We start from the raw sequence: 24,324 nt of genomic DNA on the forward strand, positions 1-24,324 counted from the left end.
CGGATACGGAATGAACCTCTCTCGTGCGTCTATCCCGGACCTTGCCACGCTCCAGGCTTTTGAGGCTGCCGCGCGCCACGGCAATTTCACCAAGGCGGCAGCGGAGCTGAACCTGACTCAGAGTGCCATCAGCCGGCAGATCCAGGCACTTGAAGTGCAGCTTGGTGTCGTCCTCTTCGAGCGGGTGAGGAAGCGCGTGCATCTCTCGGTGACGGGACGGCAGATCCTGCCCGACGTGCAGCGCATTCTATCACAGCTCGAGGATTTGACCATCAAGGCGCGCGCGGCGGGGGACGGTGGCGGCACCCTGACGGTCGCCTGCCTGCCGACCTTCGGCAATCGATGGCTCATGCCGCGACTGCCGCATTTCCTCGGCGCGCATCCGGGTCTGTCGGTCAGCGTCATTTCGCGTTCGGCACCCTTTGACCTACGGGGTGAGGGTATCGACCTCGCCATCCATTACGGCCAGCCGGTCTGGGCTAGTGCCACCTGTACTTATATGTGCAGTGAGGTGATCCTGCCGGTGGCGGCGCCATCCCTGCTCGACAGACGCGAAGTAGCCGCACCACAGAACCTCGATTCCGTCCCCCTGCTTCACCTCACAACGCGCCCGAAACTCTGGGCCGAGTGGTTCCAGCGCTACGGGACGGAGAACGAAAATGCCTATCGCGGAAGTCGCTTTGACCAATTTTCGATGATCATCGAGGCTGCCTTGCGCGGCTTGGGCGTTGCTCTGCTGCCGTCGTACCTGATCGAGAACGAGCTCGATGCGGGAAGCCTGCGGATCGCGTTCGACCTCCCGCTTACAACCGAGAACAACTACTACGTGGTGCTTCCGGAAGGCGGTCGCGAAAACCGCCTCGCCCGAACGTTTCAGGATTGGATGTTGAGCCTCGTTGGAAAGCCCATGCCCGCCGATGTCCCAGAAGGCCAACCCTAAGCAAGTTCTTCTGCCAGGATGGCAGCCGAGACTTTCTCCGCAATCATGATCACCGGAATATTCAGGTTGGCGCGCGGCGCCGTCGGCATGATGGATGCGTCGACAACCCGCAGGCCGTCGACGCCAATGACCCGCGCGCTTGAGGGTTCCGTAACGGCCTCCGGATCATCGGGAGAGCCGAGCTTGCATGTGCCGCAGACATGCCACTGTCCGAATGCACTGTTGCGCACGTAATCCTTCAGCGCCTCATCATCCTCCAGCAGCTGGTCGATCCTCATCCCGTTGGCGACGGCTATGTCCATGAAGAGCTTCCGGGCATAGGGGATTGCGTCGATGATGACGGCCGTCGGAGCTGTCAGCAGGAAGTTTTTCACCGTCTGCCGCCCGAGCTTTTTCGCAAAGCCCGAGTAACTCGAAGGCGAGGGGTGTGACAGCAGGCTAGATAGCGCATCGCTCATGAAGACGCGGGCCATGAGCTTCACCGCGCCGGCAAGGCGCTCGATGTCGCGATAGTCGCCGAGGAAGTTGAGTTCAGCCGTCGGAGGCTGTAGCGGATCCTTGCTGGCAAGCTGGACGTATCCGCGTGCCTCCGCCTTGTTCACCCAGGCGATCATTGAAGCCAGACGCACACCAAGCGGATGCCACGCGGATTTCGTGGCCATCATCGCGAACATGTCACCTTGCCCGCAGCCCTCCACTCCGGACGAATAACGCAGCGCCAAATGGACATGGCGGCGTGTGTGCTTCAGCCGCGCATCGCGGCGTATATACGCCGATAGCGCAATGCCCGGATGCTCCTGCAAGTTCTTGCCGACTCCGTCGAGGACATGCACGGGCTCTATGCCAACGCGTTTCAACTCAGTCAGTGGGCCAATCCCGGAGCGCATGAGCACCGCTGGTGACTGGAGCGCGCCTGCGGAAACAATTACTTCGCGAGCGCGCAACTCCTTTATGCTTGAGCCCTGGCTTATCCGCACGCCCACGACACGCCTGCCTTCGAGGATCAGCGTGTCGGCCTGCGTGTTCGACATGATGGTCAGGTTCGGTCTCGCTCTCACCTCCGTCGTCAGGTAGGCCATGGCGGTAGATACGCGGTGCTCGCCGGCGTTGTTCGACAATGGGATTGGGAAATGCCCATCGGTGAAGACAGCGTTCTGGTCGCCGATCGGGGGGAAACCCAGCTCGGTCAGTGCCCGTTCTGTCGCCAACGATACTTCCGGCCATTTTGAACGAGGGATGCGGTGGATCGGGATAGGCCCGGACTTGCCGTGCAGTTCCCCGTCAAAGTCCAGATCGCGCTCGAGTTTCTTGAAGTAGGGCAGCACATCCTGCCAGCCCCAACCGCTTGCCCCGAGCTCCTCCCACTCGGCATAGTCTTCGGGCGTTCCGCGATTGGCGATCTGGCCGTTGATGCTGGAGCCGCCGCCCATGATCTTTGGCTGCTCGTATTTCTTCTTGGCCGGCGGTTCATGGGAATTGTGGAGGAACGGCCGGGTGTTGACCATCAAACCATCCCAATGGTTCTGCGGGTCGAACGCGGCCCTGCCGGGGTAGGTGTCGAGGATTGCATCGCCTTCCTCCCCCGGCTTCAGGTCGCGGCCAGCCTCGATCAGCAGGACCGTGAGGCGAGGATTTTCAGAAAGCCTGCTGGCCAGAACGCAGCCTGCGCTGCCACCGCCGATGATGATGTAGTCCCAGGTAGACACTCGTGGTTCCTCAATGCTTCTCGGGCTGCTTACTGGAATTCTTCATTGAAGCGCCGGGCTGCGTATTCGGCGACTTCTGTGTCCTGCTCCACCGTGCCTGAACTCACGCCGATGGCGCCGACGACCGCGCCATTGAAGACAAGGGGAAAACCGCCGCCGAGCGTTGTGAACTTGCCGCGGTTAAGCGCTTGCGCGCCGTAGCCGGGCATCCCGGGTTGCGTTTTTGGCGCGACGACGTGCGTGGCTACACGCAAGCCGGCAGCAGCGTAGGCCTTGGTCATGGCGATCTCGATGGAAAAGAACTTCGCGCCATCCATGCGCCGGAAGGTGATCAGATGCCCCGCATCGTCCACCACTGCAATGTTCTGGGGCACGCCCATCTGAGCGGCCTTCTCTGCCGCCCAGCTGGCAACCTTTTCCGCGGCCTCATAGCCAAGCGTCTGTTTGGTCAGCATAATAATCTCCAGAAATGGTCAGCCCTTGACCGAACCTTTGGTAAGGCCGGACACGATCAGGCGACCGAGCAGGGTAAAGACGATGAGGATCGGCAGGATGCCCAGAATGGCGGCTGCGGAAAGCGGCCCCCATTCGCGGCCGAAATAGCCGATGAAGTTGTAGATCGCGGGCTGGACCGGACGCAGCGCCGGATTGTCCACCATCACCGTCGATGCCACGAACTCGTTCCACGATCCAACGAAGGCCATGACGCCAGCCGCGCCAAGTCCGGGCAGGATGAGGGGCAGGATGACCAGCCGCAGGATGGTGAAATGCCCCGCGCCATCGGCGATTGCCGCCTCATCCAGCTCGCGCGGAATGCCTTCCATCGTGCCCTTGATGATCCAGATCGCCATCGGAAGCTGGTGGGCCGTGTAGATCAGGGGCAAGGTATAGAAGTGGTTCGTGAGGCCAAGCTTCAGAAAATAGATGTAGTTCGGGATGAGCAGGGCAGCCGCCCCGAGCGACAGCGGGATGCTTGCTACAACCAGGAGAAGAAGCGGTTTCCGGCCGGGAAATTCGAACCGATCGAAGGCATAGGCTGCCGGCACGCCCAATAGAAGCACCATGACCACGGTAATCGTGCTGTAGGTGAGGGACACCGCAAGAGACTGACCGAAACCGCTTGCGAAGACGCGGCGGTAGTTCTCCAGCGTCGGCTCGAAGTCGAAAAGGGTAGGGGGGAAGCGGAAGAGATCCGCCTCGCTTTTCAGCGAGGTAAGAAAGCCCCAGATCAGCGGCGCCAGATTGAGCACGACGAGGCAGCCGAAGAGGAGGCCGACGAGCATCCCCTTCCAGGGAACGAGGTTCCTGCGTGGCATGGTTGCTGCTGACTTCATGATCATACCTTCCACTTCGAAAGGCGCACGTAGGCCAGCACGAGCAACACGTTGCAGAGGAACATGATGAGCGCGAGTGAGGTGGCGGAGGCAAGGTCGTAGTTCACGAAGGCGCGGTCGAAGACGTCTATGGCGAGAATGCGCGTTGCCGAGCCCGGCCCGCCGCCAGTGAGCACCAGGGGGCTTTCGACGGTGTTGATGTTGGAAAGGGTGAGCACGATCACCACCAGCAGGAGCGGTGTTTTGAGCAGCGGCAGGATGATGTGCTGAAAGGTCTGCCAGGAACCGGCGCCATCCAGAGACGCCGCCTCGATGTAGTCTTCAGGGATGGACTTGAGACCGGCCAGCAGGATGATCAGCGCGTAGCCCAGCCGCTTCCAGACGGAAACAGCGATCAGCAATCCCATGGCCGAATTCGGATCGTTGAGGAACTGGATGTCAGGCAGGTTAAGCATGCGCAGGATCGACATAGCCATGCCGATGTCGCTGACGAACACCCATTTGAACAGGAGCGTTGCGACGACGGTCGAGGTTATCCAGGGGATGATGACGATCATCTGCACAAGGAAGCCACGGCGCGGCGGCAGGCTGTGCACCCAGAGCGCCAGCGCGAGAGAGATGGCGACGGTGAGAATGACCGAGAGCGATGTGTGGAAGACTGTTCTGCTGATGGTCCCCGAGAAGGTCGGGTCCGTGAGAAGATAGGAATAGTTCCTCAGGCCCACGAAGTTTCCGACCGTCCCAAAGCGGATATGGTGCAGACTGAACCATACGCCGTAGAAGACGGGTGAAAACAGGACCAGCAAAAGGGCAGAGAACGCTGGGACTATGTAGAGCAGCCCAGTGGAGCGAGACGTCATCAAGCACCGTGAAAATTGGGCTGACAGCTCCATATGGAGCTGTCAGCTGTTCTGCGAAAAGTTTCGTCTAGCGGCCGTTCTGGCGGTTGAAGTGTTCTTCCGCTTCCGTCAGCGCGGCTTTGATGTCCTTGCCCTCGACAAGCACCTGCTGGGTGGCGCGGTTTAGCGCCTGACGGTAACCGCCCACCGAGAATTCGATCGGGCTCAGCCAGCCTGCTTCCGCCGCGCCGGTTGCCGCCACGCTCAGATACTCATTACCCGGCTGGGAAATGAACTCCTTGAGCTCGGTGAGCGTGGACTTCATGCCAGGGATCTGGCCGCCAACTTCCGTCCAGAGCTTGTCGCCCGGATCGGCAAGCATGAAGTCGACAAACTTCGCGGCTGCTTCCTGCGACTTGCTGCCTGACCAGATGCCGACGGACCAGCCTGCCATGACGGCGGGGGAGTGCTTGCCGGCTTCAACGCCGGGCCAGAGCGACATGGAAACCTTGTCCTTGCCAAGCTTCGACTGCAGGGTCGAGATACGGACGGCAGAACCCTGGATCATTGCAATGCGATCCGAGGCGAACTGCTCGAAAAGGTCATCGACCGTCCACGTCGCCGCCTGCGATGGCGAGAGTCCGTCCTTGATCATTTGCGTGTAGAACTCGAGGCCCTTGACGCCGGCGTCCGAGGCAAAGTTGGCCTTGCCGTCCGGGTGAAACAGCGGCTCTCCCGAAGCAAGGATATGCGGGATCATCGGATGCGGATCTGCCTGCTGCTCGCTATAGGCAGCGGAGAACCCGTAACGCGTCACGTTCCCACTGGCGTCCTTCACGGTCAGCTTCTCGGCTGCGGCGCGAAGGTCATCCCAGGTCTTCAGATCTTCCGGATTGATCCCCGCTTCTGCCAGCAGGTCCGGCCGATAGACGAGCGAGATATAGTTGCGCGACGTGAAGATGCCGTACTGCTTGCCGTCGACGGAGGTCAGGTCCCAATATGCATCCTTGAAGTCAGCCTTCTTTTCCTCTGGCCAGTTGTTGACGAGAAGTTCGTTCAGGTCCGCAAGCGAACCGGACTGGATCGCGTCGCCCAGGAAGTCGGTCACCACCCAGATGACATCCGGCGCGGAGCCGGAGCCGTGCGCGGCGAGGAACTTCGGCGTCATCTGATCCCAGACCTGCGGCTCCACGACAACGTCGATGTCAGGATTGGCCGCCTCGAAGTCCTTGACGATTTGCGCCAGGGCGACTTCGCGCGGTGCTGTTCCTTCCGGGTTGAGGAAGGTCCACATGCGCACGGTTTCAGCCATGGCAGTCGTGGACCATAGCGCCGTGACCGCAATGGCGGCGCCCATTACCAGTCGTGCAGTCTTCCTTCTCAACATTGCTTCCTCCCTGAAAAGCAGTTGCTATTTCCTCAGATCATGGTCTCCCAAGGCATCCTTCAGCGAGCGGGAAATGTGGGCGCGAACGGCAGCGCCGTAGGCCTCCAGATCCCGCGCCCGCAGCCCGTCGATGATGGCCTTGTGCTCCTCACCCTCCAACTCCACGCGCGTCCGCCAGGTATCGAGGCCGCGTTGCACCAACCCGCCAACCACCTTCGGCTGAAGGCTGCGGTACATGGATGCAAGAATTGGATTTCCTGCCAGTTCGATGATGGTCGTATGGAAGCTGGCGTTCAGTTCCAGTTTGGTCGCGTGGTCCATATGGGCGGCGTCGCGCAGCTGCGCCTGCTGCAGCTCATCGAGACGGTCGAGCACGGCGTGATCCAGCGCCCCCTCCTTGAGACGCTGGATCACGCGTTCCCCCGCACAAAGTTCGAGCGACTGCCGCACCTCAGCCACATTGCGGATCTGCTCGGCGGTCGGCACGCGCAGATGAAAGCCCCTGCGCTGGATGCTCTCGATAAAACCTTCGGAGGCCAGCTGCATCAACGCTTCACGAACCGGCGTGATCGACACGCCAAAGCGCGCGGCCAGTTGCTCCGGGTACAGACGTTCACCTTCCTCCAGCTGCCCGCCTATGATCAGGCTGACGAGCCTGTTCCTCACGCTTTCCGCGAGCGTTTCGCCGAGACGCGGGGAACTGTCGATGAGCGCGCTTGGAGCCATCATGCCGCCCTTTGCCGAAGAATGTAGCGGTCCAGAAGCTCAAGGTTAGGCTCGCCGCCATGGCCCGGACGGTCGGCTGCGATCAGCTGTCCGTCCTTCAGTTCAACCGAAAACAGACCGAGCTTGTCGCGCAGCGGATTGAGCAGGCGGTTGACCTCATAGGTCACGAAAGCCTCGGCTGCGCGGCATGCATGAAGGGAAGCGGCAACAGCAACACAGGCGCCGACGCCGTGCGGCGCAAGCTTTACTCCGTTCTTGCGGCAGAGCTCGCCGGTTCGCAACAGTCCCGTCACGCCTCCTGCGCGCCCGATGTTGCACTGGATGAAGTCAACGGCCTCGGCCTTGATGAGTGCGGCGTAAGCCTCCTGCGTGAACTCGTTCTCGCCTGCACCGATTGGAACCGGAGATGCCTTGCGCACCGCGCGCAAACCTTCGGGATTGTCCGGATTGATCGGCTCTTCAAGCCAGCCGATGTCGTAGCGGTCGAGGTGGCGCGCAAGCTCGATTGCCTCGTCCACCTGGTAGGCGCAGTTGGCGTCCAGATAGAGCGGCGCGGTACCGGCCTCGTCGCGCGCGGCCTCTATATGATCGAGGTCGACCTTCACCCCGCGGCCGATCTTGAGCTTGAACGCGGTGTAACCCTGACGCTTGTATTCCCGCAGCTCGGCTGCTGTCTCGGCGGGCGTCTCGCGGAAGGGGACGGGGCTCACATAGACGTTGACCGGTCCCGGTGTGGCGCCCAGCGTGACAGCTAGCGGCTGGTTTTTAGAACGGGCGACGAGGTCCCACAGCGCAATGTCGACGCCACTCAACGCCTCCATTGCCGCCCCCCTCGTCAGCCCGAGGGCGTAGAAATACGCCCTTAAGTCGGAAGTCATGGCATAGGGATCATCAACGACCGACCCGATGATGGCCGGCGCGATGATCTCATTGATCAGCGCCGTCGTCTGAAGCGGGTGCGGGAGCCCGAAGCACTCGCCGTAGCCGATCGTCCCGTCGTCCGCCTCAACGATAACGAGCGTGCTGTACTGCCCGCGGCGCGGAATGCGCCGGAAATGGGCCGCCGGCGTCTTGAGCTGCGGAGGCACCTGACCTTCACCGCCAAAAATATCCGCAAAGGCAGCCTCGAGCGGCAGCGCCCGGATCGATGCGATCTTCATTGCCATTCCTATAAATTATAATTTACAAATTGTATGCGACCGTTATGTTCGTTCGTCAATAGGGTTTGTGGTGGAACTGGGAGGCAGCCAATGACCGACATCTCCATCCAGAGGCTGCGCAAGGCCTATGGAAATCTCGAGGTCATCCATGGGATCGACCTTGCGATAGAGCCTGGGGAGTTCGTGGCGCTGGTAGGCCCGTCGGGATGTGGCAAGTCCACGCTTCTTCGCATGATCGCCGGGCTGGAACAGATCTCGGGCGGTGACCTGTTCATCGGCAATCTGCGCATGAATGACGTGCCGCCCAAGGACCGCGACATCGCCATGGTCTTCCAGGGCTATGCGCTCTACCCGCACATGACGGTGGCGGACAACATGGGCTTCTCACTGCGGCTGAGGAAGGTGGCGAAGGACGAGAAAGACCGAAGAGTTCGGGAAGCTGCTGCCATGCTCGGCCTCGAAAACCTTCTGCAGCGCTATCCGAAGGAGCTTTCCGGCGGCCAGCGCCAGCGCGTTGCCATGGGCCGGGCGATCGTGCGCAATCCAAAGGTGTTCCTGTTTGACGAACCGCTGTCAAACCTCGATGCGAAGCTTCGTGTCCATACCCGCGCCGAGATCAAGTCTCTGCACCGGCGTCTTGGAACGACAACTGTCTATGTGACGCACGACCAGATCGAGGCCATGACCATGGCGGATCGCATTGTCGTCATGAACGCAGGCAACGTGGAGCAGGTGGGCACGCCGCTGGAGCTTTATGACGAGCCCTCCAACATGTTCGTTGCGGGCTTCCTCGGCTCCCCCGCAATGAACTTCATCCCCGGCAGCTACGATCCGGCCACGGGCAACTTCTCCGTCCGCAATGGGCCCGCCATCAATGTCGGAGCTAACCGCTGGAACCATGGCGGGGAGGCCATGCTGGGCATCCGCCCGGAAGATTTTACGCTCGGTGGTGAGCTTGCCCTACCCATCGAACTCATCGAGCCGACCGGATCGGACACGCATGTGGTGTTCAGCCTGGGTGAGTCCCAGGTCACCGCGGTCTTCCATGACCGGATTGCGCAAGAAGTCGGGGAGACCATGCCGGTCTCCCTCGGGGGAAGAGCTCACCTCTTTGACCCGCGTTCGTCGCAACGTATTGCTGCGAGGGTGCAGATCTAGCTCCAATCATATCCGAAAAGGCGGGCGGAATCCGCTCCAAGCCGGCGCAGAAAACCCTCGCGCCACGCGTAGGCAGGATCGTCGGGCGTCAGGTACCGGATGGCGCTCAGGGATCGCACCCACATCAAGCTTCCCATGAGGGCGATATCCGCATAACCCGGTGCGTCGCCCGCGAGGAAGGGTGAGGCGGACAGCGTCCAGTTGAGCGGCGCAAGCGCGGTCCGGAGGTTGCGCACCACCAACTCTTCGCCGGGGGAAAGCTCCTCCAGCCGCTTGCCTAAACGCTGCTCACGGCTTTCGCGGAAATAGGCACGGTCGCACTCGGCAATGCGCTCAAGGGTGATCGGCGTGAGCAGTGGCGCCAGGATCGGATGAAGCGCCGTGTCCACCCAATTGGTGACGAACCGCGTGAGGGACCGGCCGTCACCGTCCGGAAACAGAGTGGGGCGATCCGGGTAGGTATCCTCCAGGTAGTTCGCGATCTCCCAGGAGTCCGACACGACCTTGTCGCCATCCTTGATGACTGGAACCTTGTCCTGCCCGGAGAAGGTGAGAAGCGCCTTGTCGGAAAAGCGGATGGGCACCGTTTCGAATGCCAGGCCCTTGTGCTCCAGCGCCAGGCGCGCCCGCCAGCAGAATGGGCTGAACCGCGTCGTCTCCTCCGCCCCAACAAGCTCGTAAAGAACAATTGTCATTCGTTGTCATCTATCCATTCAATGCACCGTCCTCCCCCCCCCTGGAAGGAAATGGTCGCAGCGCGCGTTGACAGCGCCATCTGATGCCCCTTGCCGACATGTTCGCCGGAGAATGAGGAATAGGCAATCACCGCCTGGGTGCTTATGCCCAGCCGCGTAATTCACCGTTTGTCCGTTTTGCGCCTGTTTTTGACTTTTCGGCGCAAGCGCCGCCACGTCGTCTCGACGATGATCAGGCATCACCAACTCGTTTCAGAGGATGAGACATGATCATCGCAATCATCGACTTTGAAGTGCTGCCGGAAAGCCGCTTGTGTTTACTTACGGCCCTGCAGCCATTGCTGGCTGAGGCGCGGAATTTCGGTGGCAACCTCGGCTACCGCGCATTTATGGACAGCGAAAACAATGCGCATATCGGAATCATGCATGAATGGGAGACACTCGAGCACTTTCGCGCTTATGCTTCGTCTGACCTGTTCAGTCGGATGGGGCAAATTCTGCGTCCGGCGATGACGGTGCCGCCGGTCAGCCGGCGACTGCAAAGTGAAAACCTGGAGGAGGTTCGCGGGTGAATGAGCGTGTTGTCTCCGTAGCTGAGGCACATTGTATCCGCCAGGATCTGTTGCCGCAGCCACCACGTGAGTTCCAGATCCAGCACCATTATCTTCTTTATGCGTCTGCCGGCGCCATGCGGCTGGAAGCGGGGGAAGCGGCCTGGTCGCTCCCGCCGGCAAGAGCGGCTTTGGTTGCAGCCGGCACGCCAGTGCGCCTCCTGCTCAAGCAGAAGATGTCCGTCTGCTCGGTGCTGTTTTCGACCAGCTTTGCGCCTGCGCCGACATCGGCACTTTCCGTATTCGAGACGACACCGCTCGCGCGTGAACTCCTGCTGGAATGCGGTCGACTGGCAGACGAGGGCGAACCCTTGTCCGAGTACGGGCGGACACTGTTCCGGACGTTGCAGATGATATCGTGGCGCCTTGCGGAGAAGCCAAGTCGAGCGACCATGCCTATAGGCAGGAGCAGTGGTGTCGTGCGGGCGCTTGCCCTCACGGAGGAGCGCCTTTCAGCGGGCATCCATTTCGAAGAGATCGCGCAGATGACGGGGCAGACACCGAGAACCCTTGCGCGTAAATTGTCCGCCGAGACGGGGTTGAGCTGGGGGCAGATCGTCCAGAAAATGCGGATGATCCGCGCCATTGAGATGCTGGCGGAGACGAGAGCGCCGGTCACCGAAGTCGCTTTGGCCGTGGGATATCAGTCCCTGTCAGCGTTCAACGCCGCCTTTCGCAGCTTCACGGGCGAGACGCCCACGGCCTATCGGGCTGGTTTCGCGTCCGGCTGATGAGGCGCCCTGAGGCAAGGCCTGCAACTTGACGCCGCTGACGCTTCCCTTTAATTGTTCGCCAATGCGTATTTCGTTTCAGGATGGCGAAGCGAAAGGGATGGAGGAGCCAGGCCGGAGCTTATGTTCGGGCCTTGCACAGCGCATCGGGAGGGATGATGCTGAAGAATCCCAAGGAGGGGGCGGCCGGCTTGTTCTTTGCGGCCGTTGGCCTGCTGTATGGCCTGATGGCGTGGAGCAGCCTCGACATCGGAACCGCGCTGAACATGGGGCCGGGCTACTTCCCGATCGTACTGTCTGCCATCATCTTCGTCTTTGGGGCGATGATGATGGGTCGCTCGCTGGTAACCCCCGGTGAAACACCCATCGGGAAGGTGCCTTGGCGGCCGCTGCTTCTGATCATGGGCGCTCCCGTCGTGTTTGCCACCGTGGCTGAAGAGATCGGGATGTTCCCCGCCGTATTCGTGACCACTGCGGTGGCGGCCTTTGCCTACCCCGGGGCCACAGTCCCGCGCATCCTTGCCATCAGCTTCGGCCTGTCGGTCTTCTGCACGCTGGTCTTCGCCTACGCAGGTCGTGTTCCGATCCCGGTGATCGGGCCAGCGTTCGGAGAGTGGTAGAGATGCAGTTTCTCGACAATCTGGCTCTTGGCTTTTCCGTCGCGTTTCATCCCGTCAGTCTGCTCTACTGCTTCTTCGGCGCGCTGCTTGGCACCGTCGTCGGCGTTCTTCCCGGAATCGGGCCGTTGGCTGCCACAGCGATGCTCCTGCCGCTGACCTTCGGGCTCGACCCTGTCCATTCGCTGATCATGTTGGCCGGTATCTATTACGGTTCGCAATATGGCGGGTCCACCACGGCAATCCTCGTCAACCTGCCGGGCGAATCCTCCAGTGCAGTCACCACGATCGATGGCTACGAGATGGCCAAGAAAGGCAGGGCCGGGCCGGCGCTCGCCGCAGCGGCCATCGGCTCGTTCTTTGCCGGAACGGTCGCAACCGTGCTCGTGGCGATGGTCGCAAAACCTCTCACGTCGATCGCCATGAGCTTTGGCTCGGCAGAATATTTCTCGCTGATGCTGGTCGGGCTCATCTCCTCCATCGCCCTCGCATCGGGTTCCATCCTGCGCGCGATGGCAATGATCTGCCTGGGTCTTCTGCTTGGGCTTACAGGAACCGACGTCTATACGGGCGCACCGCGCTTCACCTACGGCTTCATCGAAATGTATGACGGGATCGACTTCGTGGCGATCGCCGTTGGCGTCTATGGGCTTGGCGAGATCGTACGCAATCTGGAGGTCGGTGAATCTTCACGCCGCGCCATTGCGGCGGCCAAGAACCTGTGGCCCTCTCGTGAGGACCTGCGCCGTATGATCGGGCCCGCCGTGCGCGGCACGGCAATCGGTTCGCTGCTGGGCGTATTGCCCGGCGGAGGAGCGCTGCTGTCATCCTTCGTTGCCTACAACATTGAGAAGAAGTCCTCACCCAACTCAGCCGAGTTCGGCCATGGCGCAATCGAAGGCGTGACGGCCCCGGAAGCCGCCAACAATGCCGGTGCGCAGACCTCATTCATTCCGATGCTCGTGCTGGGCCTCCCATCCAACGCCACCATGGCGCTGATGATCGGCGCGATGATCATGCAGGGCCTGCAGCCGGGACCGAGCGTCATCACCAGCAACCCTGACATCTTCTGGGGTCTGATCGCATCAATGTGGATCGGCAATGCGATGCTGGTATTCCTCAACCTTCCGTTGATCGGGTTGTGGGTGTCGCTCCTGCGCGTGCCCTACCTGGTTCTCTTTCCGGCGATCATCGCCTTCTCGTGCATCGGCGTCTATTCGGTGTCGAACAGTGCCTTCTCTGTCTATCTGGTCGCCGTCGCGGGCGGCATCGGCTATATGCTCATGAAGCTCGACTGCGAGCCCGCGCCCTTCATCCTCGGCTTCATTCTCGGGCCAATGCTGGAAGAGCATCTGCGGCGGGCGATGCTGATTTCGAACGGCGATCTCAGCGTGTTCGTGACCCGGCCCATCAGCGCAGTTCTGCTGGCAATCGCCGTTGTCACGCTGATCATTGTTGGCCGACCGACTATCGCCCGACGGCGGAAGGAAGTGTTTGTCGAAGAGGAATGAGCGAGAACCTAGCTTACTTCCTCGATGAAGCGGATCGTTTGCGCTGCGCAGAATTCGGCGTGACTTGCCGCAACATGATAGGAGTTTCCAGGCACGCCCACGAGGCGCGAGGCCGGGATATTATGCTGCCAGGCTGCCACCTCGTCTAATGACTGCTCCGGCGCAAGCACCAGCGTTGGCTGGGTCACGGATCCCAGCTCCGCTTCGATATCAAAGATCGCCAGATGCTGCATGAAGCCAAGCTGGGTGGAGACTGGTGTGCGTCCCATAAAGCGCGTCCACCACTCGACGGCCTCCGGCGGCATGGAAGCGCCAAGCCGCTCCGCCATGTTGGCCCGCGCCCATGCCTCAACGCCGTGCTGGCGCACAAGATCCAGCGACGGCACGCGGGTCGCAAGTTCGCGCACCGGCGGCGGCGGTCCCACGAGTGTCAGGCTTCTCACCATGTCCGGATGATCGATGGCGAACTTCAACGCTATCTGACAAGATATCTTGGCCGCAACGACATGGACGCACGCTGCTTCCTGCCGCCGGCAGACAGCGACCAGATCGGCCACAAGCCGCGCCAGAGACCAGCGGTAGTCTTCGCGCATCGGCGTCGAATTCCCGAAGCCGCGCATGTCCGGACGGATGATGCGATAGCGGCGCGCGAAGAGCGGCACCCAGGCGAACCAGGCCGCGGCACTTTCGGAATTTCCGTGCAGCATCAGCACAGTTTCGGGCGTCGTCCATGGGTCGGTGAAGTCATCCAAAGTAACGGCGATCCGCACATCAGGCTCAACCTCGAGGTAATACTTCACGGCAGCTCCAGACATCTAATCTCCTTGACATCAGACCTTACAAAGGAGAGAATTTTTCGACAATACGGTATAAATTTCGTGACAGCGAATTTTTGTCGACGACGAATGGGAGGAACTTTCGTTGAACCGCTTCTTCAAGATGGCAGCGTCGTTTGCTGCAACGCTTAGCCTTGCCGCCGCGCTGGCCGGCCCGGCGGCCGCTCAGGACTTTCCATCAAAAGCAATTACCATCGTGGCGCCGTTCCCACCCGGCGCGCTGACAGACATTCTCGTGCGGACGCTGCAGCCGAAGATGGAAGAAAAGCTTGGTCAGTCGATCCTGATCGACAACCGCGCCGGCGCTGGCGGCACGGTTGGCACGGCGCTCGTCTCTCGCGCCAAGCCGGATGGCTATACGCTGCTCATCACCATCAATGCGCCGATCGTCATGGCCCCGACATTGCAGAAGTCGGTCACCTACGATCCCACCAAGGATCTACGCGGCATCGCCAAGCTCGGCGAAACCTATCTCTCGCTGGTGGCGCAGAAGAGCTCGCCCTTCAACTCCGTTGCTGACGTGATCGCAGCGGCAAAGGAGAAGCCCGGCCAGCTCACCTTCGCGAGTGCCGGTATCGGCTCGGCGCACCACATTGCGGGTGAATTGCTCAACCGCTCTGCCGGCATCCAGCTGAAGCACGTGCCCTTCCAGGGTGGCGCGCCCGCAATGCAGGCTCTGGTGGGTGGCCAGGTCGATTTTGCCTTCGCGGGCCTCCCTACGGCGCATGCGCTGGTTGAGGCGGGCGAGCTGAAATTCGTCGCGCTGGCTGAAAAGGCGCGCATCCCGTCACATCCTGATCTTCCGACCATCAATGAGACGGCGGAGGGGGTAGAAACTTCCAGCTGGATGGGCTTCTTCGCACCAGCCGGGACGCCGGACGAGGTGGTCGAAAAACTTTCAGCGGCTGCGCTTGAAGCGCTGGCCGAGGAAGACGTGCAGGCCAGCATGCGCAAGATGGGGCTCGAGCCAACGCCGTCCTCGCCGGCCGAGCTCGACAAGCTGATCGCCGACGATCTGGCCTTCTGGACCAATGCTGTCGAGATCGCCGGTATCGAGAAGCAGTAAGCTATGCTGTTTCGGGAGCCTCCGATCGTAGAAGCAACGGTTTTCGCGACGCTGCCGGAGGCCTATCTCGAACCGCCAAACACCGAGTGGGCCGACGGTCAGGCGTCGGCCCCTCGCCATCCGCTGCTGGAAGGCCCCGTCTTCGACCGCGACGGAACCTTCTATTTCACCGACATTCCCGCGGGCCGCATCTTTCGTGTGCCGCCGGGTGGCGAGGTGACGCTCCTCACCGAATATGACGGCTGGCCCAACGGTCTGAAGTTCCACCGCGATGGCCGCCTGTTCGTAGCCGACAACAAGCACGGCATCATGCTGGTGGATCCCGTTAACGGTCGGGTGACACCCTATCTCCAACGCGCGCATCTCGAACGGTTCCGCGGGGTCAACGACCTCTGCTTCGATGACGCGGGCAATCTCTATTTCACGGACCAGGGTAACACGGGGCTGGACGATCCGACCGGCCGCGTCTTCCGCGTTGCTGCGGACGGGACGATCCAGTGCATCCTGTCCAACGTGCCGTCGCCCAACGGCATCGTCGTGACACCTGATGGCAGGCTGCTCTTTGTCGCCGCGATGCGCGCCAATTCGATCTGGCGGGTGCCATTGCTCAAGCATGGTGCGCCATGCAAGGCAGGCAACTTCATCCAGCTCTCGGGCGGTGGCGGGCCGGACGGCATCGCGCTGATGGAAGACGGCGGGCTTGCCATAGCGCACATCGGTCTCGGCACGGTGTGGATCTTCGATGCTGCCGGCCGTCCGATCGAACAGGTGCGCTCACCGGCGGGGCAGGCCACCACCAACATCGCCTTTGGCGGGCCGGACAGGCGGGACCTCTACATCACCGAAGCCGCGACGGCATCAATCCTTGTTGCGCGAACAAGCGGGGCCGGTGCACGGCTCTTTTCGCACAGCTGACGCTATCTCCCGACGATAGCAGCTATGAGCGCGCTGACATCCGGACGCTCGTCAAGTTCCGCAATTTCACGGTTAATCGCCTGCGCCTGTTCGGGTGTGATGCCCATCTCGTCAGCCATCGTGATGCAAAAGGCGGAAATCTCGTCGAAAGAAGGCTGGCCGATCGCACCGTCGAGCCCGGCCGAAAGCATGCGCCCATCGTCCAATTCGATGCGGATGCGGCACTGACGATCCTGAAGTGCCTGATCGGCGATGACCTTGATCCGCGCCGCCATGGCGCGGATTGCCGGATCATGGAGCCGCGACAGGTCCGATAGCGCCAGCCGTCCATCGATCAGCGCAACGCTGAGGCAGAACTGCGCACTCATCTTGGTGGCGGCAGCACTTGCAAAAGCCGGACCGGCATTGTCGATGCCCGGGAAGGTCGCCTCGAATGGGCTGAGCGACAGGTGCACCGCCAAAATCCTGGCACCGTTGATATCGCTGCGAAGCCGCAGCACTTCCTGCACCGGCCCCTGCAAAACTGCGCAGCAGGGATAAGGCTTGACCGTCACTTCGCGCAGCTGCCAGTCCGTGCCAAGACCGTCGAGCGCTTCCGTCGGAGCCGTCGAGACGCCGGAAACGGCATGGTAGAGCCCCTTCGACCCCTCAAGCATGAAGCGGCCCGCGACCTGACTAGCCGCAGCCAGCTCGGCGGCGACAACGCCGTTGCGTGCGGCAAAACCAAGCTGGAACGGGAACTCCGGTCCGCCTTCGGTCCACACCTGCAGCACACCGCCCGCCTGATGCGTGGCAAGGGCGATGGCATGGCCGCAGCCCTTCGCATCAAGACCCATCAGTCGCACGGAGGCTGCCGCGGCGCCAAACCCGCCCCAGATTCCGGCAGGGCGGAAGCCGCGTTCGGTCGCCTCCTGATCGAAATCGCGTCCTATCCGGCACAGCACCTCATAGCCAAGAACCATGGCCTCCAGAAACGCCTTGCCACTTGCGCCGTGGGTCTCAGCCACCGCCAGAGCGGCTGCGATTACCGGCGCGCCGGGATGGGCGGTCGAGGCAAGGTGGACGTCATCCTGAGAGCGAACATGAAAGAGCGCGCCATTGGCGAGTGCGGCCCAATCGGCAGAACAGTGTGCGCCCGAAGCAAGCAGGGTTGCGTGGCCCGGATGCCGTGCTGCTGCGATGTGTCCCGCGTTTTCACGTCCGCGCGCTGCGAGCGCCATGGTGATGTTGTGGACGAGACTGACCTTGGCGCGCTCCACCACATCGGCGGGAACAGGCGGCGGTGCGGCAACGAAGGCACCAAGGTGTTCGCTGAGGCTTGGGGTCTCGCTCATTCGCTGTAGAGCCCCTTGTCTATCGCGAGCCGCGCCACAATACCGGCCACCGCATCGAGCGAGGGGCAAGGCACACCTGCCGCGCGGGCGAAGGCTGCGGGTGCGAGCACGATCTCGCCGATTTCCATCGGCCGGCCCTGCTCGAAATCCTGCAGCAGCGATGGCCGATGATATGGCGCACGCGAAAGCGCCTCAACCGGATCGAGGGAAACGGGATAGCCCCAGGCATCGGCGATCGCCTTACCCTCTGTCATGATGCGGATATAGAGCTCGCCAAGGCGCGCGTCGTGGCGCGAGATCGCGGTCTGGTTGCGCGTGGCAAGCGCAATCACGGAGCCGCTCATGTTCTGCACCAGCTTGGTCCACATGGCGGTGCGCAGATTGCCAGGTGTGGTCGCGCCGAGGCCGGAGGCGTCGATCGCCGCGCGCAGTGCTTCGGTTGCCTCGCGGCCTTCCGGGTCAATGGCTGCAATGGTGAGACTGTTCCTGCCGGGCGAGGAGTTGTAGATGATGCCTGGCTCGCGCACCTCATTGCCGGAATAGACGGTACCTGCCGCGATCTGGTGCGGCTTCAGGATCGACAGGAAGCGTTCCTTGACCCGGAATATGGCAAGATCCGGCAGCGCGTAGGGCAATGTTTCCGCCGAGACGGGATACCACCAGGGCATGCCGTTCTGCGGGAAATAGACGAGCGTCTGCGGCCCGACAACCGGGCCTAAGAGGTCTGCCATCACCGCAAGTCCGGTCGCCTTGACGCCGACGATCACCGCATCCTGCGGGCCGAAGTCGGCCGGGTTGCTGGACGCGCGCACCGGGGCGTAGGAAACGTCAGCGCCTTCCGTGAATCCAAGCTGGCCGCGCTGGCGCATGGCATCAAGGTGCGCGCCGCGCGCCACCACAGAAACCTCATGGCCGGCGGCTGCCAGGCGAAAGGCGATATGGCCACCGATGGCGCCCGCGCCGAGAATGCAGATCTTCATGCAGCTCCCCCATCCATGCATTGGCAATCGGCAGGCGATTGCGCATTGGCGAAAACCGTGCGCTGCAACGGTCGCCGGGGGCGAGATTGCAGGCCTATTTGGTGTCGGGCATCTCCAGATCGCGGCAGATCTGCTTCAGACGCTGCTCGATCTCGTCGAGACGAGGCTCCAGACGATAGAGCGGCCCGGCCATGGTCACGAAATAGTCGGCGCGGTTCCAGCGGAAGGGCGACGTGAGCGTGATGATCGCCTGCGCGCTTTCCTCGCGATTGATGAAGAGCCCGCGCTTGGCACCTTCGGCGACGTTGGCGCGCAGCTTCTCCGGATCCGTCAGGGTGTGCTCGGTCAGCGGCTGCAGCGGCTGGGACAGCACCTCGTCCAGGTCTTCCGGTGACAGTGTGGCGAGCACGCCCTTGCCGATGGACGTTGCATGCAGACTGCGCAGGCTGTCGCCCACCCGCGCGGTGTAGCGCAGCGGATGCGAGGCCTCGTAGACCAGCAGATACTTCCCCTGCCGGCCGGTCGATTGCGACAGCGACACCGTCTCGTCGAACTCGTCGCGCAGTGCGCGGAGCATGATGTCGGCCCGCATCAGGATCGGGTCGTTTTCGGAGATGATGGCCGCAAGGCGCACGATGCGTTGCGTCGGATAATAGCCGGCGCGCTGGCCAAGCTCGTAGAGATAGCCGCGCTCCTGCAGGGAGCGAACCACGTCGAAGCTGCTGGACATCGGAATGTCGAGTAGACGTGAGATCTCCGAGAGCGACAGGGGCCTTCGCTCCTCGGCAAACAGTTCTATGAAGTCGAGCGTCCGCTTGACGATCTTCGACATGCAACCTCCACCTGCAGCCTGCCGCCTTGAAGCGACGGCGGACATAAACAAACGATCCTATCGCGCCACCTCCCGCGGAGGCCAGAGGCAATCCGAGCAAATCTGGGATACCGACGTCAGGCCGGCAAGCCCCATGCCGCGACGCAACTCCTCTGTCAATATGTCGATGACGTGGCTTGCTCCCTCTTCCCCCTTCACCGCGACGCCATAGAGCGTGGCGCGACCAATAAGAACCGCGTGTGCCCCAAGCGCCAGGGCACGCATGATGTCTAGCCCCCGCCGCACGCCGCCGTCGTAGAAAATGGTCATCGAGGAGGGCACGGCCCTGACGATTTCGGAGAGCATCTCCAGGCCGGATGGCGCGGCATCAAACATGCGCCCGCCATGGTTGGAGACTGAGATGGCATCTGCTCCGAGCTTGGATGCACGGACCGCGTCGGCAGGTTCAAGGATGCCTTTCAGGATCAGCTTTCCCTTCCAGAAGTCGCGAAAACGGGCAATATCGTCCCAGGTGACGCTGGCAGAGTTGGCACGGCGCGAGACCTTGCGCGTCACCTTTCCGCTCATGTCATCCGGGTAGTTGGCATAACGCGGCAACCCGCCCGTCATCCAGTAGCGGCCAAGCGTCTGCGCCGACCAGACCGGGTGGCTTAGGACGTCAGCAACCAGACGCGGACGCGCCTTGATCGGATAGATGAAGCCGTTGCGGGAATTATATTCGCGGTTGGCAAGCACCGGCGAATCCACGGTGATGACAAGCGCCTCCATACCCGCGCACTGGGCGCGGGCAGCGACTGAGTAGCTCGCCTCGCGGTCCTCCCAGACATACATCTGCAGCCAGCATCCGGCGGTCGCAGCCTCGACAACGGCTTCCATTAGCGTCGTCGAACTGGTGGCAAGCGTATAGGGGATGCCGGCCTTGCCGGCGGCGCGCGCCACTGCCAGCTCGCCCCGATAGGCGATGATGTCGGCGACGCCGGTGGGCGCCGTGGCAAGCGGAAGGGGCAGCTTGCGCCCGAAAAGCTCGGTTGATGTGTCGATATGGCGTACGTCCTGCAGGATCCTCTGCCGCAGCTTCACCGCCTCAAGCGCGTTGCGGTTCGCACGCATCGCGTGCCCGTCCTCGGTTCCCCGATCGAGGAACTCGAAGAAGGCGCGCGGCATGCGCCGCTTCGCCGCCTCTCTATAGTCCCAGACGTTGTAGAGCCCCCCCATCTTCCTTACTCCGCAGCAGAGCGAGCGCGCAGCTCGCTCAGGACCTCGTCGGTATGCTCGCCAAGGCGCGGGGCAGGGCGGGTGATTGCAGCCGGCGTCCTGCTGAAGTTGACCGGAAAGCGCACCGTGCGAATGGTGCCTTCGGTGGGGTGCTCCATCGTGTCGAACATGTTGACCGCCTTCAGATGCGGATGTTCGAACAGGTCTTCCAGCTTGGTCACAGAGGCTGCCGGAATGTCGATCGAACGGCAGAACGCGAGCCACTCCTCCGTGGTGCGGCTGGGCGTGTAGCGGGCGATATATTCGCCGCACAGTTCCGCATTAGCCGTGCGCACCGTCTGGTTGGCAAAGCGCTCGTCACGGTCAATCAGGCCCGGATCACCGATGAGGTCGGTGAAGGCCCGCCACTGCGCATCCGTGTAGACCACGATGCAGATGTGGCCATCCTTGGTCGGGTACGGTCCACGGTGGCGTGACAGGAGCCGCATGTAGCCCAGCGGCCCGAGCGGCGGCACGAAAACCGAACCCGCCATATGATCGCCCAGCACGAACTGCGCCATCGTCTCCAGCATCGGGACTTCAATCTCCTGCCCTTCGCCGGTCAACGCCCGGTGGAACAGCGCGCTGGTGATCGAGATGGTGAGATAGAGGCCAGTGATACGATCGCAGATGTTGACCGGCGCCTGGCGCGGCTTGCCGTCGACCTTGGCGAAGAGATCTGAAATGCCCGCCGATGCCTGCATGATGTCGTCGTAGACCGGGCGGCCTGCTTCCGGCCCCCCGCGCCCATAGGCAACGGCTGCGGCATAGATGATGCCGGGGTTCACCGCCGAAACGCCCGCATAATCAAGGCCGAGACGTTCGATCGCCTGCGGGCGGATGTTGGTGACGAACACGTCGGCCGTGCGCAGAAGCTCATGCAGCGCTTCCATACCCTCCTCGGTCTTGAGGTTCAGCATGACCGAGCGCTTGTTGCGATTGTTCTGCAGGAACAGCGGCCCCATGCCATGGTTGCGCGCCGGACCGATGCCTCGCGTGGAATCGCCCTCCGGCTGCTCGACCTTGATGATGTCTGCACCGAGATCGCCCAGGATCTGGGTCGAGGATGGTCCCATCACCACCGTTGTCAGATCGACGACGCGCACACCCGAAAGCGGGCCTCCTCGCTTGCCTTCTTCAGCCATCAGCTTTCCTCCTGCCAGCGGGGCCGGCGCTTCTCGTTGAATGCAGCAAGGCCTTCGGCCGCGTCGTCGCTTGCGGCTGTCAGCATGATCTGTCCCTCGGCAAAGGAGAGCGCCTCATGAAAGGCCATGTCCTGCATGGCCGTCATGGCGTACTTGCCGCGCCGGATCGCTGCGGGGGAGGCGAGGGCCAGCTTCTCGCAGACCCAGGCGACCTTTGCATCCAGCTCCTCCGCCGGCACTACATAGTTGATGAGGCCCATCTCCCGCGCGCGATGCGCGTCCACATATTCACCGAGCAGCGCAAGCTCTGCCACATGGCGCGGCAGGATCAGCTTGCGGAAATAGACATGCACCTGGAACGGGAAGACGCCGACGCGCGCTTCCGGCAGGCCGAACTTGGCGTGATCGGCAGCAACGACGATGTCGCAGAGCGCCATCAATCCCGTGCCGCCTGCGACGCAGGCCCCGTTGATGCGTCCGACCATCGGGATCTGCATCTCACGCCCAAAGCGGGCGAGGCGGCCGAAGTCGGTGGTCGGCTCGACCGGATCGTCGTCAAAGACGGAGGTACCCTGCTGCAGGTCACCCCCGGCACAGAACGCCTTTTCGCCCGCACCGGTCAGCACCACCACGCGCACGCCTTTTTCGCTGCGGGCGCGCTCAAGCCCTGCTTGAATGCCGGTGATGACGGAATTGTTGATGGCATTGCGCCGGTCCGGACGGTTGATCGTGATCCACAGCGCCGAACCGCGCCGTTCCACAAGAATTGGATCCGTCATGCCTTCTCCTCTCGGCCCAGAAGTACGCGAGGCACTTCCACCATCATCTCAAGGCTCATTTGGCCGAACGCCTTGCCCTGCGGATCGATACGCGGGCTGGCGATGCCGCCGCCGCCAAGGGCGTTGCGCAGCAGGAAGTTGACTGCGAGAAGTCCGGGCGCGTCGAAGCGCTCGACCGGCCCTTCCACCAGACCTTCGAAATGGTCGAGCATCCTCTGCGGTGTCACTTCGCGGCGGATCACCGGCAGATACTCGGCCCTCCGCGCAATCAGGGCGATGTTGGAGCTGTTGCCCTTGTCGCCCGAGCGCGCGTAGGCGATGCGGCCGAGCGGCACCGAAATCCTTTCGCCTTTGGGAAAATCGGCACCGGCAATTGGCTCGCGCGTTGCAGTCTGCAGAGCCTCGCCCGCTGGCACCGGAACTTCGATTGGGTCACCGCCGTCCAAAATGAGACGCGGGGCAGGCAGGCTCGCTTTCGCCACGTAGCAAGTCAGAAGCCGGATGACGGGTGTTGGTCGCGGCCGTCCGCCCATGATGCCGGTGGTTCCCGGTGCAAAAGAAATGCCGACGGAGCCGATCTCCTTTGACCAGAGTTCGAGCGCGCGCCGGTCGGGATGTGCCACGACGAGCCGCAGTACGACCTCGCGTGTGCCGCGCCGCTGTTGCGCAGGCGGATAGGCGGCTTCTGCTCCCAGCGCTTCGGCATGGGTAGACGAAAATCCGGCAAAGCCGTTCTTTGCAAACAGGGCCTCGCCGCGTGCGATCAGCGCTTCGGCCGTGCGATCCGCCTTCAGCGCCGCGTCCGGCCCGACAATGGAGAAGGTCGCAACGGCGCGGTGGCCATCGAGCCAGGTCGCCGAGACCTTGTAGTCGGGCGTCGGTGCACCGCCTCTGGCGCCCGCAACGCGCACGCGGTTGTTGCCCAGTTCCTCTACGCTGACGTTGGTGAAGTCGGCCACCACATCGGGCAGGATGTAGGCAGCCGGGTCTCCCACCTCATAGAGGATCTGTTCGGAGACAACGCCGCGGTTGATGAGACCGCCAGTTGCGGGCGGCTTGGTCAGGACAAAGCTGCCATCGGTAGCACATTCGGCAATGGGATAGCCGATGTTCTCCCAACCGGGCACATCCTGCCAGTCGGTGTGAATGCCGCCGGTGGCCTGCGGCCCGCATTCGAGCACATGGCCGACGAGGCTTCCGGCAGCAAGAAGATCGTACTGGTCTTCCGTCCAGCCGAATTCATGCATCAGGATCCCAAGCGCCAGCGCACTGTCGGCAGCGCGCCCGGTGATGACGATGTCAGCGCCTGCGGCGAGGGCCGCCCGGATCGGCAGCGCGCCGAGATAGGCGTTGGCGGTGAGCAGCTTCGGCAACGTGCCGCCACCTTCGGGGCGCAGCAGCTCCGCGTGGGCCAGCATGTCATCGCCCTCAACGACCGCGATGTTCAGCGCGTGGCCCTTGTCGGCGGCGACCTTTGCCAGCGCCTCCGCGCAGCCCTGCGGATTGACCGCTCCCGCATTGGTAACGAACTTGATGCCGCGCGCGGCAATCTCGTCCAGATTGTTACCAAGGTCGCGTATGAAATCCGGCGGATAGCCTCCCTCCGGATCCTTCAGTTTCGCCCGCGCCAGAAGCGACATGGTGATCTCGGCGAGATAGTCGGCGATGAGGTAGTCAACCTCTGCGGTCAGCAGTTGCGGGATGGCCATGGGGCTGTCGCCCCATGAACCGGACGCTCCGCCTATGCGCACAACGCGCTCGTTCATGG

General features: G+C 62.3%; 24 protein-coding genes. 8 read left to right on the forward strand and 16 right to left on the reverse strand.

The annotated features are described in order from the left end of the window. Positions 1 to 10 precede the first annotated feature (10 nt). Entirely contained in the window at positions 11 to 940 is a 930-nt protein-coding gene (locus IEX27_RS16795; RefSeq protein ID WP_188722241.1) for a LysR family transcriptional regulator, read from the forward strand. Here IEX27_RS16795 and IEX27_RS16800 read toward each other — a convergent pair. The 7 genes from IEX27_RS16800 to IEX27_RS16830 all read right to left on the reverse strand — a co-directional run bounded on the left by IEX27_RS16800 (position 937) and on the right by IEX27_RS16830 (position 8,092). After that, a complete protein-coding gene (locus IEX27_RS16800; RefSeq protein ID WP_188722242.1) occupies positions 937 to 2,646 on the reverse strand; it encodes a GMC family oxidoreductase in 1,710 nt (569 codons plus the stop codon). The two genes, IEX27_RS16795 and IEX27_RS16800, sit on opposite strands and share 4 nt — an antisense overlap. A 29-nt stretch (positions 2,647 to 2,675) precedes the next feature. Further along, the gene (locus tag IEX27_RS16805) at positions 2,676 to 3,101 is read right to left on the reverse strand and encodes a GlcG/HbpS family heme-binding protein (protein WP_188722243.1); all 426 of its coding nucleotides are present in this window, start codon (positions 3,099 to 3,101) and stop codon (positions 2,676 to 2,678) included. A gap of 18 nt (positions 3,102 to 3,119) precedes the next feature. Next, the gene (locus IEX27_RS16810) at positions 3,120 to 3,980 is read right to left on the reverse strand and encodes a carbohydrate ABC transporter permease (RefSeq protein WP_188722244.1); all 861 of its coding nucleotides are present in this window, start codon (positions 3,978 to 3,980) and stop codon (positions 3,120 to 3,122) included. Positions 3,981 to 3,982: 2 nt separating this feature from the next. Continuing rightward, complete coding sequence (locus IEX27_RS16815; RefSeq protein WP_188722245.1) at positions 3,983 to 4,840, reverse strand: carbohydrate ABC transporter permease; 858 nt, start codon at positions 4,838 to 4,840, stop codon at positions 3,983 to 3,985. Between the two features lie 67 nt (positions 4,841 to 4,907). Then, on the reverse strand, positions 4,908 to 6,206 hold the full coding sequence (locus IEX27_RS16820; protein WP_188722246.1) for an ABC transporter substrate-binding protein: 1,299 nt from the start codon (positions 6,204 to 6,206) through the stop codon (positions 4,908 to 4,910). A 24-nt stretch (positions 6,207 to 6,230) separates the two neighbouring features. Continuing rightward, positions 6,231 to 6,935, reverse strand: coding sequence for a GntR family transcriptional regulator (locus tag IEX27_RS16825; RefSeq protein WP_188722247.1), 705 nt, complete (start codon positions 6,933 to 6,935; stop codon positions 6,231 to 6,233). After that, a complete protein-coding gene (locus tag IEX27_RS16830) occupies positions 6,932 to 8,092 on the reverse strand; it encodes a mandelate racemase/muconate lactonizing enzyme family protein (RefSeq protein WP_188722248.1) in 1,161 nt (386 codons plus the stop codon). Before IEX27_RS16830 ends, IEX27_RS16825 begins: the two co-directional genes overlap by 4 nt. Positions 8,093 to 8,182: 90 nt before the next feature. Between IEX27_RS16830 and IEX27_RS16835 the strand changes: the two genes are divergently transcribed. Continuing rightward, complete coding sequence (locus tag IEX27_RS16835) at positions 8,183 to 9,250, forward strand: ABC transporter ATP-binding protein (protein ID WP_188722249.1); 1,068 nt, start codon at positions 8,183 to 8,185, stop codon at positions 9,248 to 9,250. On the opposite strand, the gene IEX27_RS16840 is transcribed toward IEX27_RS16835, so the two are convergent. Beyond that, a complete protein-coding gene (locus tag IEX27_RS16840; protein ID WP_188722250.1) occupies positions 9,247 to 9,945 on the reverse strand; it encodes a glutathione S-transferase N-terminal domain-containing protein in 699 nt (232 codons plus the stop codon). The genes IEX27_RS16835 and IEX27_RS16840 overlap by 4 nt on opposite strands. 266 nt (positions 9,946 to 10,211) lie before the next feature. Here IEX27_RS16840 and IEX27_RS16845 point away from each other — a divergent pair, with 266 nt between their 5' ends. From IEX27_RS16845 to IEX27_RS16860, 4 genes are all read left to right on the forward strand, one after another. After that, positions 10,212 to 10,517, forward strand: coding sequence for a putative quinol monooxygenase (locus tag IEX27_RS16845; protein WP_188722251.1), 306 nt, complete (start codon positions 10,212 to 10,214; stop codon positions 10,515 to 10,517). Further along, complete coding sequence (locus IEX27_RS16850; RefSeq protein ID WP_210315554.1) at positions 10,514 to 11,287, forward strand: AraC family transcriptional regulator; 774 nt, start codon at positions 10,514 to 10,516, stop codon at positions 11,285 to 11,287. Before IEX27_RS16845 ends, IEX27_RS16850 begins: the two co-directional genes overlap by 4 nt. Before the next feature lie 158 nt (positions 11,288 to 11,445). Next, positions 11,446 to 11,907 carry a tripartite tricarboxylate transporter TctB family protein gene (locus tag IEX27_RS16855; protein WP_188722252.1) on the forward strand — a complete coding sequence of 154 codons (462 nt, stop codon included), beginning with the start codon at positions 11,446 to 11,448 and terminating at the stop codon, positions 11,905 to 11,907. A gap of 2 nt (positions 11,908 to 11,909) precedes the next feature. Further along, positions 11,910 to 13,415 carry a tripartite tricarboxylate transporter permease gene (locus IEX27_RS16860; protein WP_188722253.1) on the forward strand — a complete coding sequence of 502 codons (1,506 nt, stop codon included), beginning with the start codon at positions 11,910 to 11,912 and terminating at the stop codon, positions 13,413 to 13,415. A gap of 8 nt (positions 13,416 to 13,423) precedes the next feature. Here the strand turns inward: IEX27_RS16860 and IEX27_RS16865 are convergent, their stop codons facing one another. Further along, complete coding sequence (locus tag IEX27_RS16865; RefSeq protein WP_188722254.1) at positions 13,424 to 14,230, reverse strand: alpha/beta fold hydrolase; 807 nt, start codon at positions 14,228 to 14,230, stop codon at positions 13,424 to 13,426. A gap of 106 nt (positions 14,231 to 14,336) precedes the next feature. Here IEX27_RS16865 and IEX27_RS16870 point away from each other — a divergent pair, with 106 nt between their 5' ends. Together IEX27_RS16870 and IEX27_RS16875 are read left to right on the forward strand one after the other, a co-directional pair. Then, positions 14,337 to 15,317, forward strand: coding sequence for a Bug family tripartite tricarboxylate transporter substrate binding protein (locus IEX27_RS16870; RefSeq protein ID WP_188722255.1), 981 nt, complete (start codon positions 14,337 to 14,339; stop codon positions 15,315 to 15,317). Between the two features lie 3 nt (positions 15,318 to 15,320). Further along, the gene (locus IEX27_RS16875; protein WP_210315555.1) at positions 15,321 to 16,232 is read left to right on the forward strand and encodes an SMP-30/gluconolactonase/LRE family protein; all 912 of its coding nucleotides are present in this window, start codon (positions 15,321 to 15,323) and stop codon (positions 16,230 to 16,232) included. A gap of 2 nt (positions 16,233 to 16,234) precedes the next feature. On the opposite strand, the gene IEX27_RS16880 is transcribed toward IEX27_RS16875, so the two are convergent. The 7 genes from IEX27_RS16880 to IEX27_RS16910 all read right to left on the reverse strand — a co-directional run bounded on the left by IEX27_RS16880 (position 16,235) and on the right by IEX27_RS16910 (position 24,322). Continuing rightward, positions 16,235 to 17,566, reverse strand: a complete 1,332-nt coding sequence (locus IEX27_RS16880) for an MmgE/PrpD family protein (RefSeq protein ID WP_188722256.1) — start codon at positions 17,564 to 17,566, stop codon at positions 16,235 to 16,237. Next, positions 17,563 to 18,546: a ketopantoate reductase family protein gene (locus tag IEX27_RS16885; RefSeq protein ID WP_188722257.1), complete on the reverse strand. Its 984-nt coding sequence runs from the start codon at positions 18,544 to 18,546 to the stop codon at positions 17,563 to 17,565. Before IEX27_RS16885 ends, IEX27_RS16880 begins: the two co-directional genes overlap by 4 nt. Positions 18,547 to 18,640: 94 nt before the next feature. Beyond that, a complete protein-coding gene (locus IEX27_RS16890) occupies positions 18,641 to 19,378 on the reverse strand; it encodes an IclR family transcriptional regulator (RefSeq protein WP_188722258.1) in 738 nt (245 codons plus the stop codon). Positions 19,379 to 19,435: 57 nt separating this feature from the next. Then, on the reverse strand, positions 19,436 to 20,593 hold the full coding sequence (locus IEX27_RS16895) for an alpha-hydroxy acid oxidase (protein ID WP_188722259.1): 1,158 nt from the start codon (positions 20,591 to 20,593) through the stop codon (positions 19,436 to 19,438). Between the two features lie 5 nt (positions 20,594 to 20,598). Beyond that, on the reverse strand, positions 20,599 to 21,777 hold the full coding sequence (locus tag IEX27_RS16900; RefSeq protein WP_188722260.1) for a CaiB/BaiF CoA transferase family protein: 1,179 nt from the start codon (positions 21,775 to 21,777) through the stop codon (positions 20,599 to 20,601). Continuing rightward, entirely contained in the window at positions 21,777 to 22,556 is a 780-nt protein-coding gene (locus IEX27_RS16905) for an enoyl-CoA hydratase-related protein (protein WP_188722261.1), read from the reverse strand. Before IEX27_RS16905 ends, IEX27_RS16900 begins: the two co-directional genes overlap by 1 nt. Beyond that, positions 22,553 to 24,322, reverse strand: coding sequence for an acyclic terpene utilization AtuA family protein (locus IEX27_RS16910; protein ID WP_188722262.1), 1,770 nt, complete (start codon positions 24,320 to 24,322; stop codon positions 22,553 to 22,555). The genes IEX27_RS16905 and IEX27_RS16910 overlap by 4 nt, the downstream gene beginning before the upstream one ends. Positions 24,323 to 24,324 lie beyond the last annotated feature (2 nt).

Source organism: Nitratireductor aestuarii (assembly GCF_014641695.1).
Taxonomy (GTDB): Bacteria; Pseudomonadota; Alphaproteobacteria; order Rhizobiales; family Rhizobiaceae; genus Chelativorans; species Chelativorans aestuarii.

Coding starts and splice junctions, on each gene's coding strand:
- IEX27_RS16805 (WP_188722243.1), bottom strand. CDS start 3,101: ATGCTGACCAAACAGACGCTTGGCTATGAGGCCGCGGAAAAGGTTGCC.
- IEX27_RS16875 (WP_210315555.1), top strand. CDS start 15,321: ATGCTGTTTCGGGAGCCTCCGATCGTAGAAGCAACGGTTTTCGCGACG.
- IEX27_RS16910 (WP_188722262.1), bottom strand. CDS start 24,322: ATGAACGAGCGCGTTGTGCGCATAGGCGGAGCGTCCGGTTCATGGGGC.
- IEX27_RS16865 (WP_188722254.1), bottom strand. CDS start 14,230: ATGTCTGGAGCTGCCGTGAAGTATTACCTCGAGGTTGAGCCTGATGTG.
- IEX27_RS16860 (WP_188722253.1), top strand. CDS start 11,910: ATGCAGTTTCTCGACAATCTGGCTCTTGGCTTTTCCGTCGCGTTTCAT.
- IEX27_RS16900 (WP_188722260.1), bottom strand. CDS start 21,777: ATGGCTGAAGAAGGCAAGCGAGGAGGCCCGCTTTCGGGTGTGCGCGTC.
- IEX27_RS16880 (WP_188722256.1), bottom strand. CDS start 17,566: ATGAGCGAGACCCCAAGCCTCAGCGAACACCTTGGTGCCTTCGTTGCC.
- IEX27_RS16815 (WP_188722245.1), bottom strand. CDS start 4,840: ATGACGTCTCGCTCCACTGGGCTGCTCTACATAGTCCCAGCGTTCTCT.
- IEX27_RS16885 (WP_188722257.1), bottom strand. CDS start 18,546: ATGAAGATCTGCATTCTCGGCGCGGGCGCCATCGGTGGCCATATCGCC.
- IEX27_RS16820 (WP_188722246.1), bottom strand. CDS start 6,206: ATGTTGAGAAGGAAGACTGCACGACTGGTAATGGGCGCCGCCATTGCG.
- IEX27_RS16830 (WP_188722248.1), bottom strand. CDS start 8,092: ATGAAGATCGCATCGATCCGGGCGCTGCCGCTCGAGGCTGCCTTTGCG.
- IEX27_RS16825 (WP_188722247.1), bottom strand. CDS start 6,935: ATGATGGCTCCAAGCGCGCTCATCGACAGTTCCCCGCGTCTCGGCGAA.
- IEX27_RS16855 (WP_188722252.1), top strand. CDS start 11,446: ATGCTGAAGAATCCCAAGGAGGGGGCGGCCGGCTTGTTCTTTGCGGCC.
- IEX27_RS16890 (WP_188722258.1), bottom strand. CDS start 19,378: ATGTCGAAGATCGTCAAGCGGACGCTCGACTTCATAGAACTGTTTGCC.
- IEX27_RS16835 (WP_188722249.1), top strand. CDS start 8,183: ATGACCGACATCTCCATCCAGAGGCTGCGCAAGGCCTATGGAAATCTC.
- IEX27_RS16840 (WP_188722250.1), bottom strand. CDS start 9,945: ATGACAATTGTTCTTTACGAGCTTGTTGGGGCGGAGGAGACGACGCGG.
- IEX27_RS16905 (WP_188722261.1), bottom strand. CDS start 22,556: ATGACGGATCCAATTCTTGTGGAACGGCGCGGTTCGGCGCTGTGGATC.
- IEX27_RS16895 (WP_188722259.1), bottom strand. CDS start 20,593: ATGGGGGGGCTCTACAACGTCTGGGACTATAGAGAGGCGGCGAAGCGG.
- IEX27_RS16810 (WP_188722244.1), bottom strand. CDS start 3,980: ATGAAGTCAGCAGCAACCATGCCACGCAGGAACCTCGTTCCCTGGAAG.
- IEX27_RS16795 (WP_188722241.1), top strand. CDS start 11: ATGAACCTCTCTCGTGCGTCTATCCCGGACCTTGCCACGCTCCAGGCT.
- IEX27_RS16845 (WP_188722251.1), top strand. CDS start 10,212: ATGATCATCGCAATCATCGACTTTGAAGTGCTGCCGGAAAGCCGCTTG.